Raw genomic sequence first — 13,971 nt, forward strand, 5'->3', positions numbered from 1 at the left:
AATCAATATTGGACAGCGCCAAAGGGGCGACATCGTGCAAGGAAGGGAGTTGCGATATTGATGTTACTGATGGTTATCGGTGTGACGGGCTGTGCAGATGGCGGGGATACGGCGAAACCTCCGGTTTTTCCGGAAGCTCCGCAGGATACCAAAATGTATGATCTTTCGATTCTGGATGATGAATCCAAGTGGACGGTGAACAATGCTCATGATCCTGCGATCATCAAGACGGACCAGGGCTACTATGTCTATTCCACAGACGTTCGAGTAGCGGGGGAACCGAAACCAGGCGTAATGGTACGAAAATCGGATGATTTGATCAACTGGAAATGGGTGGGGCAGGCTCTGCCGGGTATTCCGAAGGAAGCACTCGATTGGACAGGAGCGACGAACCTGTGGGCACCGGATATTATTAAAGCGGGGGATACGTACCGACTGTATTATTCGGCTTCGAGCTTTGGCAGCACACAGTCGGCCATTGGGCTACAGACCTCCAAATCTCCCGAGGGGCCATGGAAGGACGAGGGACTGGTTGTGAAGACAGCTGGTCAGGAAAAAGACGGACTGAATGCCATTGATGCCAATCCGGTGCTCGATGCCTTAGGCAACCCGTGGATGGTATATGGTTCATTTTTCGACGGGATCTACATTGCACCGCTTGACCCGGACACGGGCAAGTTTAAGGAAGATGGATACGGGACCCGCATCGCAGCCAGGGATCGTGCAACCGAAGAGGGCGCGGTAGAGGGGCCATATATTGTGTATAATCCCGAGTTTCAAAAGTACTATTTATTCGTTTCCTATGATTCTCTGTTCGAAGACTATAACGTGCGGGTGGCTCGTGCCGACTCCATTACGGGGCCTTATACGGATATCAATGGCAACAAGATGTTGGATACGGAACATCTACCACAGTATGAAATTGGCACCAAAATTCTGGGCGGATACCGCTTCACCGAGGGCGAGGGTTGGGTTGCTCCAGGACATAATTCCGTGCTAAAGGATGGCGATGATTATTACATCGTGCATCATGCCCGGGGCGAGACGGATAAAAACTGGCCGTATCTGCATGTTCGCAAAATGCTATGGACGAAGGACGGCTGGCCTGTCGTGTCGCCAGAGCGTTATGCCGGAGAGACCGCACAAGACATTCCCCAATCGATGATCGCCGGAACATGGGAGGGCATGGCGCTTGATCCGTCTGTGAACGGGCAGGTGCAGGCAGTGCCATATACGCTGACGAGCAAAGGTAAAATCGAAAGCGAGAACGGTTCAGGCACCTGGACGTTTGATGGCAAACAAACGTTAACGCTGACGTGGAAGGAAAGCCCATGGGGCGGTGCTTCCACGGAAGAGCTTAAGCTGCTCCCATCCTGGGATTGGGAGCGAAGCCAGCCTGCGCTGGTAGTCACCGGCCTTAACGACCGCGGCATCGCGGTCTGGGGCAAACAAATCAGCGCAGCTGAGAAATAGACCGCTGACCTAGGTGGGTGGTCAGCGAGGGGCGCGTTGACCCGGCAAAGCGGTCAACGCCATCTCGGGCTTCGAGCCAGCCTAAAGGCTCGAAGCCCGATGTGTGCCAGCGAGCGAAAACATCGCGAGCGACAGCGCAGACGGCACCAGCAGTGAGAGGGAGGAAGGAGCCGCGTGTGCGAGTTTGCCATCCGATTTCCACCGCACCGCCGGGAGCGGTGAATGGAAGAAATCGGAGGTCAAGGAGAGCACCAAGGCCCTACCACCCGTGAACGTCCGCTGTGCTTGAGCACTGTCACGGGGAAAGTTGACCCTGCAAAGCGGTCAACGCCACAAGCTATCGAGCCAGCCTAAAGGCTCGAAGCCCGATGTGTGCCAGCGAGCGAAAACGTCGCGAGCGACAGTGCAGAGGGCACCAGCAGTGAGAGGGAGGAAGGAGCCGCGTGTGCGAGTTTGCCATCCGATTTCCACCACCGGGAGCGGTGAATGGAAGAAATCGGAGGTCAAGTAGAGCACCAAGGCCCTGCCGCCCGCGAACGACTGCTGTGCTTGAGCACTGTCACGGGGAAAGTTGACCTTGCAAAGCGGTCAACGCCACAATTGACCTTGCAAAGCGGTCAACGCCACAAGCTATCGAGCCAGCCTAAAGGCTCGAAGCCCGATGTGTGCCAGCGAGCGAAAACATCGCGAGCGACAGTGCAGAGGGGCACGAGCAGTGAGAGGGAGGAAGGAGCCGCGTGTGCGAGTTTGCCATCCGATTTCCACCGCCGGGAGCGGTGAATGAAAGAAATCGGAGGTCAAGTAGAGCACCAAGGTCCTAACGCCCGTGAACGCCCGCTGTGCCTGAAGCGGCATGGGCACCAGCAGTGAGAGGGAGGAAGGAGCCGCGCGTGCGAGTTTGCTATCCGATTTCCACCGCCGGGAGCGTTGAATGGAAGAAATCGGAGTGCAAGGAGAGCACCAAGGCCCTACCACCCGTGAACGTCCGCTGTGCTTGAGCACTGTCACGGGGAAAGTTGACCCTGCAAAGCGGTCAACGCCACAAGCTATCGAGCCAGCCTAAAGGCTCGAAGCCCGATGTGTGCCAGCGAGCGAAAACGTCGCGAGCGACAGTGCAGAGGGCACCAGCAGTGAGAGGGAGGAAGGAGCCGCGTGTGCGAGTTTGCCATCCGATTTCCACCACCGGGAGCGGTGAATGGAAGAAATCGGAGGTCAAGTAGAGCACCAAGGCCCTGCCGCCCGCGAACGACTGCTGTGCCCCTCCAGCCCTGCTCTCCATATTTTTGTAAGCACACTGAGCACATCATAGATTCAAGCCATAAACACACATATGAAAGGGGTTCATTCCCATGACCAATTCCATTACATTTACCAATCCCATGCTGGAGCAGCGCGCTGATCCCTGGGTATACCGTCATACAGACGGGTACTATTATTTTTCTGCTTCCGTACCAGCCTTTGACCGGATTGAAATCCGGCGCGCGGAGACGCTGGAGGCTTTAAGAGAAGCTGAAGCAGTGACCGCTTGGACAAAGCGCGAGACAGGGCCCATGAGTGCTAATATCTGGGCACCCGAAATTCATTTTATCGATGGAAAATGGTACATATATTTCGCGGCAGCGCATACCAGTGAAACCAACGACGGTTTGTTCGATCATCGCATGTACGTGCTGGAGAACGATTCCGCTAACCCGCTTGAAGGAAAGTGGGAGGAGAAAGGTCAGATTCGAACCAAATGGGAGAGCTTCGCGCTGGATGCCACGACCTTTGAACACAAAAGCATTCGTTATCTGGTCTGGGCACAGAAAGACCCGAGTATTGACGGCAATTCGAACCTTTATATTTGCGAGATGGAAAATCCGTGGACACTCCGCGGGGAACAGGTCATGATTACGACACCTGAATACGATTGGGAGATCATCGGGTATAAAGTTAATGAAGGTGCAGCTGTGCTGCATCGGAATGGTCGTCTATTTATCAGTTACTCTGCCAGTGCAACTGATCATCATTATTGCATGGGATTGCTTACGGCGGATGAAGATGCCGATTTGCTTGATCCGGCGAGTTGGGTGAAGTCACCCAAGCCGGTATTCCAGACTTGTGAAGCGAACGGTCAATATGGTCCGGGACATAATAGTTTTACCGTTTCGCCAGATGGCAAAACCGATATTCTGATCTATCATGCGCGCAACTACAAAGAGATTGAGGGAGATCCGCTCTACGATCCGAACCGTCACGCACGCGCTCAGGTCATTCAATGGAATGAAGATGGAACGCCGAACTTTGGTATTCCTGTCCCCGATGGCCAGTCCGTGGCAGAGGTGAAGTAGTTTCATTTTGGATATAGAATAAGAGATGAGAGTCTTTGGTTAGCAGATCTTGCTGACAAAGGGCTCTTTTTGATATGAATGATTCAGGAAAAGGTTATCTAAACAGTGGGAGTTCGAAGTCTGGATTAAGAAAGTTTAGATCGTGAAAGCAACCGAAGAGAGGCAGAAGCGTATACCATTACATCGAAAAAAATGAATTAACAAAATATAAACGGAATTGCTTATTACTTTTTGTTTAAAAGGCTTGGACGTGGTGTGCAGATTTCTAACGATCACAGGAGACGCTATTTAGCCGTTTTTCGACTGATTGAAATTCTAACGATCACAGGAGAGCTTATTTGTGGGATTTGATGTGAAAAAGGGCAATTATCATGCGTTTTCAGCGAAATAAGGTTTGTGGTGATCGTTAGAATTGGAGCAAGCCCGATATTGGTCAAATAAGCTCATCTGTGATCGTTGCTATGAACGTTTTAGTCAAGCTCCACACAAAAATGCTGCGATTTTGCCCTAAGCTCTAAGCGCGGGGGTCCATATGCGAGCGACGGTTGGCACGCTGCTATCCGTGGGTTGGTTACCACATGTTATGCCTTCGTCAAGGAGAGCTTCTACAAGCTAGAAACGCACGTCCAGCCGCTAACGGGCCTGGTGCAAACGATCTTCGTGGATTCTCTCCCGAACCTTTCCATGAACCCCCGGGCTTAAAGCTCCGGGTTTTACCCTTTCCCCTTGCGACGAGCGTCTCGCACCCATGAAAAACAACTTACTTTGTGTTCGGCTGCTCCACGGTTCGCGCAACCGCCCAGATAAAACCGGTCAATTCTCGTGCTACGGCGGCAATCGCCCACATTAGGTTGCTTGTGTTTTTTAGAAATCAAACGCCGAAATTTGTTGTGTAACCTGACCTGTGCTCTCCATGAAATGTCCTGCACATCGGCGGGCAGGCCTTCCAGACGGCAGGCGAGGTCCCCTTTCACCGCAGGTCGGTAACGGTAACTCCAGGACGATTCAATCAGCGTTCGACGCAGGCGTCCATTCCCTGCTTTGGTCAGAGATCCCCGTTTAGTACTGGCTCCAGACGAATGCTCACGGGGAACGAGGCCCAAGTAGGCCATGAGCTTCGCCGGGGAAGAAAACCGCGCAAACGAACCGATTTCCGAAACCAATGAAATGGCCGTCAGAAAGCCAATGCCGCGAAGAGACTGTAAAATCCGAATCATTTCTGCTTTGGGATGGGTAGCCGCTTCTTCCATTAACGCTTTTTCCAACCGACCGATCCGCTGCTCGATCTCATTCAAGGTATGAAGGTACTCGGTAAATGCCGTTTGCATCGAGATGTGTGGAAAAGTGACTGTTCCCAGCCACGTCCGATATCTCTTCGTCCAACGACGTTTGATATGCTCTGGCGGATGAATCTGATGGCGGAGTAAAAACTTGAGCACACGCTGACGAGCGCGGTGGACATCTTCTCTCGCCGTTTCGCGTGCACGAACTAATTCGCGCAGCGCCTCATCCTCCGGGGCAGGCACGTAAATCGGCGTGAGTTCGCCAGCACGGAACAAACGTGCGAGTTGTTCTGCGTCTCGGCGGTCGGTTTTCACCCGATCCCCTGCACGTTTGGGGATGAGGGAAGGAGCGATGACCACACAATGTGCACCCATAGATTCAATCCAGCGGTGCGTTTCGTATCCTGTCGGACCGGCCTCATAGCAGAAGGACAATTGATTTGCAGGCCCAAGCTCTTTAATGAGTTTACGTAAAGCGGCAGGCGAATGCGCAATGGCCCCGTAATACCGTGGCTTGGTTTGCCCTTCGTCTGCGATGGCAACTGAAATTTTTTCTTTGGACACATCTAAACCGATGAATTTTGTGGTAGACTGCATAGTGATAGCTCTCCTTTGCTGTGTAGCTCTGAAATGGTGGTTTTGACACTTTCCATTTTAACCTACGATGCTCAGCAATATGTGGGGGCTATCCTTGTTTACGTTCATCATAGCTAGATTAAACAGAGTGTGGGCGAACCGCTAAAACCTTAAACCTAAAACCTTAAACCTAAAACCCAAAACCCAAAACCCAAAACCCAAAACCCAAAACCCAAAACACAAAACACAAAACCTTCATTTTAAACTGTTTTCAACATATTTCGGTTGCTCGTTATGAGGCGTTTATGCTAAGGCTGAAAAACGTCATGTTCAATATGTGGAGATATGACTACAACTTGTTAGGAGGATTACATATGGAATCACGTGAGAGATTAGATGGGGAATTGGAGCATATTTTAAAATGGGAAAAGGAACAGAAGGATCTGTTCATATGGGACAAGATTGGGCGTTTGCCATTTGCCATGCTGGATAAAGTGATGCCGAAAGCGATCAAAAAGAAGATTGGCGACGCCCTGAACGAAGTGGGCCAGTATTTGCAAACGGGTGGCCAGTCTCTTGTTCAGAAGAAAAAAGTAGCCAAGCTTCTGCGAGATGAAGCCGAGCGCTCGGGTTACCCTATTACAACGGATTACATCTACCGATTAGAGCAGGATGGGGATACAGAGAATACGGCCCAAATTCATAGTGTGCAAAAAATACCACTTGAGGTGCTGGACCGTGTGGCGGACAGCATCACCGAAAGTCGAAGCAAATTCGCTGCGGCACAAGGAGCCGCGACTGGATTTGGCGGAATTGTTACGATCGCAGCTGACATTCCGCTCGTTATGGGACTTTCCCTAAAAGTGCTGCAGGAGATGGCGCTGTGTTACGGTTATGATCCCGATGACCCGCTGGAGCGCGTCTTTATCGTGAAATGTCTGCAGTTCTCTTCTGCCGATATTGTAGGCAAAAAAGCGATCATTGATGAGCTGGCGGACTACGATAACCCGGACAAGCAGATCGAGGTAATATCGCAAATGCAAGGCTGGCGTGAAGTGTTCAACTCATATAGTGAGTCTTTTGGCTGGAAAAAGTTATTCCAGTTGATACCTGTTGCGGGCATGATCTTTGGTTCGGTCAGCAACAAAAATACAATTCAGGACGTCGCTGAGGCAGGCAAAATGCTGTACAAAAAACGGCTGATTCTGCAACGTTTGAAATAAATCTCTCTTTCGCTAATAGACACGGATTTACTGTTATAAAAAGCTCCTGCCAATCTGGATCACTCAGACATGGACAGGAGCTCTTTTTATAAATGATTAGTTATAAATGACGGTCCGACATTTTGAAGAATCGTACTCGTATGTCGTGGGAACGATATATTTCCTGCTACTTTAGCCTAGTTGAAATCTGCCAGTCAAAGCGTAAATCCAGTAGAGACTAACAGCGATGAGGAAAAGTCCGCCGATCGAGCTGCCATTTATTAAAGCTTTCCAATTAAAAGGAGCGTTCTCTTTAAAACCTTTACTGACACCATATGTGGCTAGAAATACGCCTACGATGAAACTAATTTGTGAAAAGATAAGTATGATACCACTCGCCATAAGAAGGACCTCCGATTAAACTGAAAGAGTTTAACAACACCTCTGACTGAGAATAACTCCAACTACATTAATATGAACAGTTAACGAACTTACTCCTCGCTCCCGTTTTCTTGTGCCCAGCGATGAAGCAACTTGTCAGATGGTAGCAGGAACGTAAAGATACCGATCAGCGGAAGGAAGCTGCATATCTGCATGACGGGTGATACACCGAAGACATCGATCCAGTTGCCGAGCACGAGTGCGCCAAGACCTCCCATACCAAAGGCAAGACCTGTAATCAGACCGGAAACGGTTCCGATTTTGCCTGGAATAAGCATCTGAGCGTATACCACAGTAACCGAGAAGCTGGATAACATGATAAAGCCAATAATCGTCAGAAGCACACCCGTCCAGAACAAGTTGGCATAAGGTAACAGCAACGCCAGCGGTGCGGCCCCGGCCATGGAGAGAAAGATCATGTTACGTTTGCCGAATCGGTCTGCGAGCGGGCCACCAAAGAACGTACCTAGTGCACCGGCAGCAAGGAAGAGGAAAATATAGATTTGCGCGTCTTCCGTGGACAGACCGAACGTATCTTTCAAGTTAAAGGCGTAAAAGCTGCCGATGGAAGCCACGTACCAGGAACGAACAAATACGAGCAGAATCAGAATCGTAATTGCGGCAGCAATTTTTTGACGTAACGCTGGATTGGGAGCACGACGAGCCGCCGCTTGTTTACGCAGATATGCGCCGGATTGCAACATCTGACCATACCAACGTGCGACGTAGAGCTGTACAGCAATGCCCATCGCGGCAATGCCGGTAAAACCGATGGCACCAAACAGCCCAAACGGAATGAAAATCCAGCGTGTCAGCAGCGGTGCAAGGGATTGTCCAGCATTACCACCTACCTGAAAAATAGATTGAGCCAGTCCCCGGCGCTGACCTGCAGCCATATGAGATACCCTGGAGCCTTCGGGATGAAAAGCAGCAGAGCCGAGCCCGACAAAAATAACAGAGATGAGCACCATCATATAACTGTCGGCAAAAGCGAGCAACAACATGCCCGTGAACGTGAAACCCATGCCTATGGGCAGGATCGACGGAGTAGGTTTTTTATCAGCAAACCAGCCGACAACAGGCTGCATAATCGATGCGGTAAAGTTGATCGCAAAAGCGATCCAGCCGATCTGAGTGTACGTTAGATGCATGGAGTCTTTTAAGATAGGAAATATTGCCGGAATGACAGACTGAATGGAATCGTTGAACAGATGCACCAGACTGATGGCAATGAGTATCCGGTATACGGTGCCTTGGGCATCCAATCCGGGTGGGGCTTTTGAACGCGCAGCGGCGTCCTTGGCTAATGTGGTTTGTGTAGACATGTTCAGTTCTCCTTTGGTCGCGGTCACGAGGGATCAGCGCCTATGTTAGATTCTATGCAATTAAGCATATTGTTACATAATAGGATAGATTGCAAGAAGCGACAAGGGGAACAGGAGGGAAATGGTAGCGGAATCAATATAATTGTGTAAACTATAAAAGTACAATCAGATAACAATCTGGATATACAGATTATCACATTTTATATATCAAATATTGTAAGGAAACAATCTTTCAGGCTTGTTTAAGTGGATAACTATGAGTTGGATTATATGGTATAATATGTTTTAACAACAGAATGGCTTGAAATGGGCGGTCGGCTAATCTCCTGTGTGAGGAGGTGATGCCTGTGGAGATAAAAGATGTACTGACGCTGATGATCAGTTTTGCGGGATTTACAGTAACCTTGATTGGACTGGTCGTAACGATCGTCATTGCATTGAATAATCAAAACAAAAAGAAATAGACCGCCCCGACTAAGGTAATGGTCTATTTCAGTTACCGGTTACAGCCACGCCCTTGAAAGCGGCTGTTGTAAAAGAGTGAGGATGTTGACGCATCCTTACTCTTTTTTATATTATCCTTATTGTCTACAGTTTATCACAACATTTCCCAAAACTCCACATTTCCAATCTGGCTTTTGACCATTTACATACCGTTGTCAGTTTGTTCTGAATGGAAATTTGGGTAGAACAGGTAAGGTCTATCATTTCTATGATTTCAATTGTGAGAAAATGGGGCCACTTCAAGTTTGGGAGAGTCCCAATTTTATCTATCCTATAATTTTGGATCAGCGATTATCAATTGTCTCCGGGTTCATATCATGGTTCATCATGCGGTGTTCAGCCATTTGCTCGTATTTCGTTCCCGGTTTGCCGTAGTTGGTGTACGGATCGATAGAGATGCCGCCGCGCGGGGTGAATTTGCCCCAAACTTCAATGAAGCGTGGGTCCATCAGTTTGATCAGGTCGTTCATGATGATGTTCACACAGTCCTCGTGGAAATCACCATGGTTGCGGAAGCTGAACAGGTATAGTTTTAGTGATTTGCTCTCAACCATTTTGATATCTGGAATATAGCTGATGTAGATCGTTGCAAAGTCAGGTTGACCCGTAATCGGGCACAGACTAGTGAACTCCGGGCAGTTGAATTTCACAAAATAATCACGGTACGGATGCTTGTTATCAAAGCTCTCCAGAATACCCGGATCATACTCAAACGTATATTTCACATTCTGGTTGCCCAGCAATGTCACATCTTGCATTTCGTCAGGTTGTCTCATCGTGTATAAACACTCCTCTTATTCAGTCGAAGCCGTAGGCCTCGTAATCATTTTGCATATATAGTGACAGGTGCAACAGCCTGTATTTAAAACAAACATACATCATGCCGCCCGTTCCACCCATAACGTCCATTCAAAACGCACCGAATCAATTTCCAATTTAGACGGTTACGGTTGTGTTTGGAAACAGGAAAGGGTTAAACCCCGCGTTTATTTCCCCATACCAGCGTATGAAGCTGCGGAAGCACGCGCACGTTGTTCAGATCGTCCGAGGCACTCACCTGATCAATCAGCCACTCGTAACGCTCCAGCAACGAAGCCGCCAGATCCGGCGTATCCGCCGAAGAAACATCCGGGTTCCCCGTTTGTAAAAATAAAGCCGTGCCCGGATACCGTGCATGCACACGGCGGGCATAGTCCAGGTCTGTCTGATCGAAGATCACGATTTTCAGACTATGGTCTCGATCCGCCGGGCCAGCAGCCAAGCGGCTGATCACATCGTCCAGAACAGCCCAGTCGGTGTCCATGCCTGAGCTGGGTGGCTTGGGCGAGACGGTGACTTCGTCAATGTCCGCCAGCCAGGACTGCCAGCGCGAGCCCTGCGTCTCCACCGCGGTGCGGACGCCGTTCTCCCGCAGCAGGGCAACCAGCCCGCCCAGCGAAGCCAGCAGGGCGGGGTTACCGCCGGAGAGGGTTACATGGGAGAAACGCGTGTCGCCCAGGCGGCGCAATTCATCCCATACCGCCTCCGGCGTCAACATGCGAATCTGGTCCTTGCCGCTGCCGTCCCAGGTAAAGGCCGAGTCGCACCAGGAGCAGCGATAATCGCAGCCCGCGGTGCGCACAAACATCGTTTTTTGCCCGATAACCATGCCTTCGCCTTGAACCGTCGGACCAAAAACCTCCATGACAGGTATACGTGCATCCTTACTCATCGATCATCCACTCCCGTCTTGCTTCAGCATAACTGGTCGGGGTCTCGAAAAGACGCACAAATTCCGTGCGTGCACCGTCTGTAAGTCCGGCATAAGGCTCCGTCTGCAGAGCATGTTCCATCTGCTCGAACAGCCAAACGACCATGTTTTCAGCCGTCGTATTCATGAGAGGAAGAGTTTCATTCAGATATTGATGATCCAGATAACCTTCAATCCGGCTTTTCCAGATGTCCTTGATATGTCCAAAATCAACCGTCAGCCCGGTTTCACCCGGATAACCGCTGATGCCAAAAACCACTTTATACGTATGTCCGTGCAAGTTTTTGCACTTGCCTTCATAACAGTGCAGATGATGCGCCGCATCAAACGTAAATTCTTTGCTGACCAGCACGCGTTTGCGATGATATCTTAACTGCGTGGGCAGGATATCCTGGTCAATCCGCTGCAACCGTTCAACGATTCGAAATGTTCCAGGCTCTCTCATCGCGTGTCCACTCCAGTGGAGGGAGTGCTTGTATGAGCAACTGTACGCTCCTGAACATAACGATCCAAGCCGGCTTTACGCAGCTTACAAGCAGGGCATTCACCACACCCGTCACCGATGACGCCGTTATAACAAGTCAGGGTACGTTCACGCACATAATCGAAAGCGCCCAGCTCATCGGCCATTTTCCACGTTGCTGCTTTGTCCATCCACATCAACGGCGTATGAATAACAAATGGGTAGTCCATCGACAGATTGAGCGTTACATTCATTGACTTTACAAACGAATCCCGGCAATCGGGATACCCGCTAAAGTCTGTCTCGCATACACCTGTGACCAAGTGGCGAGCGCCTTTTTGTTTTGCCAAAATGGCTGCGAAGCTGAGGAAGAGCAAGTTCCGTCCATCCACAAATGTGCTAGGTAGCTCCCCTTCTTCGTGGGTGATTTCTACATCATCTCGAGTGAGCGCATTCGGTGCGAGCTGGTTCAGCAAGCTCATATCCAGAACCGTTTGCTGCACGCCCAAATCCTTGGCAATCGCTGCCGCACATTCAATCTCCAACTTGTGGCGCTGCCCGTAATCAAACGTTACCACTTCAACTTCGGCAAATTGTTTTTTGGCCCAGAACAGACACGTTGTGCTGTCTTGGCCGCCGCTGAATACAACGACCGCTTTTTCTTTGTTCAACATAAAAAAACCTCTCCATCTTCTTGAGATCACCCTTGCATAGTAGCAAAGAATGTCGGAAGAACAGAGAAGTTCATGAACTGGCATCCATCAAAAAACACACCTTCTTAACAACCGCATCAAAAAAAGCAGCTATAAGCAAGTGTCCTTAGTTTTTTACGCACATCGTGACAACCTTATTACGTCAGCCCATATCCTTTTACAACTTAAGCCTAGAGTATGGATAAGCTACAGGTAATCACGGAAATCTGTACGCAAGACTGTAGTGACCCTTCATGGGTCAAGTCTTGTAGAGGGAGTTCGCGAACCTCTCCCATGCCATAGGCATGGATTTTCTTCTTTAATTGTCCGGGTACAGTATACCATATCATCAGCCGAACGCCTATTTTTAATAGATTCCAAAATTGCTTCATCAAAGTTACTTGATAATGATGTTCTTAATCGAAGTTACTTAATAATGATATTACCGAATGGAATAACTTCCTTTAAAATGCGTTTGAATAGCCCATCGTCATTCATGTCTTGCTGAAGCCTGTAATTTTCTCGTCCGGCTTGAAAAAGCACCGAGCCTTGTCCTGTCATTTTCCAATGATAGTTCATATGCTGACTGGCCAGGTTGTTTCCATATACGGTTAATTCCAGATGAGCATTCTCAGGATAGGCGATTATGCTTCCGGCATCTACATAGATTGGGGCGGTGGGGTGCAATTCTTGCTGGCATACCTGGCCCTGCGTGAGTAATCCAATGGTTCCATTGCCCGCAAACTTCACCTTCACCGCATCCCGGGTAATCAGCATATTTTTGATTTTCTGAATTTTGGTCTGCATTGTGACACCGTCAGAATAGAAGAACAAATGGCGAAAATCATAAAGCAAATCACTGTGTTCTGTAAGTTGTACTTCTTTCATCGTAAAACCGGGAGGAAGGGCGGCCACGAATTGGCATGGGCCGGTAATCTCCGATTTAATCAGCTTTTTTTTGCGATACATACCCGAGATATTCATGAATTTATCTTGTCTGCTACTGCTGGAGCCGCGAAAAGCAACGATTTGCTGCGGATGCAGAATATGAAGGCGGTCATCCTGGATCAGTGAAAATGTGACTACCTGTCCGGCTCCACCAGCTTCAGCATGGTTCAGATGTATGTGCATGCAGTGGCTCCTGTTCTTTTATAGTCGGCTGGATCGGCGGCGCATTCCCCAGCGCATCACGCGAATCAGAAGGAAGTAACCCAATATGAGAGCAACGACAGTAATCACCATCGTTTGAATTCGCTGCGTGGTGGCTGTTCTGGCATCCTGATCATTTTGCAGTTTGCTGACCATTTCGGTTAGCTTCTGGTTCTGAGCCAGGAGTTGATCATTTTGTGCCTTAAATGCTTCGACATTCGCCTGGGCTTGTCCAAGTTGGGCGGAGGTTTGGTTTAATTGCTCTAGCGTCTGCTTGTAACTCTCTTGCAGTGCGTTCACTTCGCCAGGTAATTCCGACACGCGCTCCCAGCCGCTATAAATATCCGAGAATATATTGGCACTCGCTGCATTTGCAGTAGAAGCTAGTGTGACAGTAAACAGAATACATGTGGTGACAAACACCCGAATGAAATAACCCTGAATGGATTTTGGCATGAGTAACACCTCTTTCTTCGGTAGGATCGATTCATCGCCAAATTCGTCGTCAATTGTTGAATTACGGCTCTTACATTATACGTCAAAAACCAAGTGTTGGGTTCAAGAGGATTACGTTTTATTACCCGAGATGGCTAACAAAGATTGAAAAAAAACAAATGTTTAATTTTAAAAATCAGCGGGTAATACAAGGATAGCAGTACCCCGGGCAGAACAAACAGAATGATTTACTTCCGTTCCGGGTTAATCATGTTCACAAATATGAAATATAATGCTTAAAATTAATATATTTCGATTGAAAGAAGATCGTAAATACTAAAGGAGTAG

13 protein-coding genes are annotated in these 13,971 nt (G+C 49.0%); 4 read left to right on the forward strand and 9 right to left on the reverse strand.

The window, feature by feature from the left end:
* The first annotated feature begins 57 nt into the window (after positions 1-57).
* Together AC1VYS_RS06195 and AC1VYS_RS06200 are read left to right on the forward strand one after the other, a co-directional pair.
* Positions 58-1,473, forward strand: a complete 1,416-nt coding sequence (locus AC1VYS_RS06195; RefSeq protein ID WP_482914927.1) for a family 43 glycosylhydrolase — start codon at positions 58-60, stop codon at positions 1,471-1,473.
* A gap of 1,349 nt (positions 1,474-2,822) precedes the next feature.
* Positions 2,823-3,803 (forward strand): glycoside hydrolase family 43 protein, encoded by a 981-nt coding sequence (locus AC1VYS_RS06200; protein WP_482913477.1) that lies wholly within the window; start codon positions 2,823-2,825, stop codon positions 3,801-3,803.
* 713 nt (positions 3,804-4,516) lie between these two features.
* Here AC1VYS_RS06200 and AC1VYS_RS06205 read toward each other — a convergent pair.
* Positions 4,517-5,683: an IS110 family RNA-guided transposase gene (locus AC1VYS_RS06205; RefSeq protein ID WP_482913478.1), complete on the reverse strand. Its 1,167-nt coding sequence runs from the start codon at positions 5,681-5,683 to the stop codon at positions 4,517-4,519.
* Between the two features lie 353 nt (positions 5,684-6,036).
* On the opposite strand from AC1VYS_RS06205, the gene AC1VYS_RS06210 reads away from it, so the two are divergent.
* Complete coding sequence (locus AC1VYS_RS06210; RefSeq protein WP_482913479.1) at positions 6,037-6,885, forward strand: EcsC family protein; 849 nt, start codon at positions 6,037-6,039, stop codon at positions 6,883-6,885.
* Between the two features lie 171 nt (positions 6,886-7,056).
* On the opposite strand, the gene AC1VYS_RS06215 is transcribed toward AC1VYS_RS06210, so the two are convergent.
* Together AC1VYS_RS06215 and AC1VYS_RS06220 are read right to left on the reverse strand one after the other, a co-directional pair.
* The gene (locus AC1VYS_RS06215; protein WP_482913480.1) at positions 7,057-7,266 is read right to left on the reverse strand and encodes a hypothetical protein; all 210 of its coding nucleotides are present in this window, start codon (positions 7,264-7,266) and stop codon (positions 7,057-7,059) included.
* Between the two features lie 89 nt (positions 7,267-7,355).
* Positions 7,356-8,630 (reverse strand): MFS transporter, encoded by a 1,275-nt coding sequence (locus AC1VYS_RS06220; RefSeq protein ID WP_482913481.1) that lies wholly within the window; start codon positions 8,628-8,630, stop codon positions 7,356-7,358.
* Positions 8,631-8,977: 347 nt separating this feature from the next.
* Between AC1VYS_RS06220 and AC1VYS_RS06225 the strand changes: the two genes are divergently transcribed.
* Complete coding sequence (locus AC1VYS_RS06225) at positions 8,978-9,094, forward strand: putative holin-like toxin (RefSeq protein ID WP_222125695.1); 117 nt, start codon at positions 8,978-8,980, stop codon at positions 9,092-9,094.
* Between the two features lie 324 nt (positions 9,095-9,418).
* On the opposite strand, the gene queF is transcribed toward AC1VYS_RS06225, so the two are convergent.
* From queF to AC1VYS_RS06255, 6 genes are all read right to left on the reverse strand, one after another.
* Positions 9,419-9,910: a preQ(1) synthase gene (queF, locus tag AC1VYS_RS06230; RefSeq protein ID WP_110897191.1), complete on the reverse strand. Its 492-nt coding sequence runs from the start codon at positions 9,908-9,910 to the stop codon at positions 9,419-9,421.
* A gap of 197 nt (positions 9,911-10,107) precedes the next feature.
* Entirely contained in the window at positions 10,108-10,845 is a 738-nt protein-coding gene (gene queE / locus AC1VYS_RS06235; protein ID WP_482913482.1) for a 7-carboxy-7-deazaguanine synthase QueE, read from the reverse strand.
* Positions 10,838-11,329, reverse strand: coding sequence for a 6-carboxytetrahydropterin synthase QueD (queD, locus tag AC1VYS_RS06240; protein ID WP_090918382.1), 492 nt, complete (start codon positions 11,327-11,329; stop codon positions 10,838-10,840). The genes queE and queD overlap by 8 nt, the downstream gene beginning before the upstream one ends.
* Positions 11,326-12,018 carry a 7-cyano-7-deazaguanine synthase QueC gene (gene queC / locus AC1VYS_RS06245; protein ID WP_482914928.1) on the reverse strand — a complete coding sequence of 231 codons (693 nt, stop codon included), beginning with the start codon at positions 12,016-12,018 and terminating at the stop codon, positions 11,326-11,328. Before queC ends, queD begins: the two co-directional genes overlap by 4 nt.
* Positions 12,019-12,465: 447 nt before the next feature.
* The gene (locus AC1VYS_RS06250; protein ID WP_482913483.1) at positions 12,466-13,170 is read right to left on the reverse strand and encodes an AIM24 family protein; all 705 of its coding nucleotides are present in this window, start codon (positions 13,168-13,170) and stop codon (positions 12,466-12,468) included.
* Between the two features lie 18 nt (positions 13,171-13,188).
* Complete coding sequence (locus AC1VYS_RS06255) at positions 13,189-13,644, reverse strand: hypothetical protein (RefSeq protein WP_482913484.1); 456 nt, start codon at positions 13,642-13,644, stop codon at positions 13,189-13,191.
* Between the last annotated feature and the right edge of the window lie 327 nt (positions 13,645-13,971).

This window comes from Paenibacillus sp. G34 (assembly GCF_056856875.1).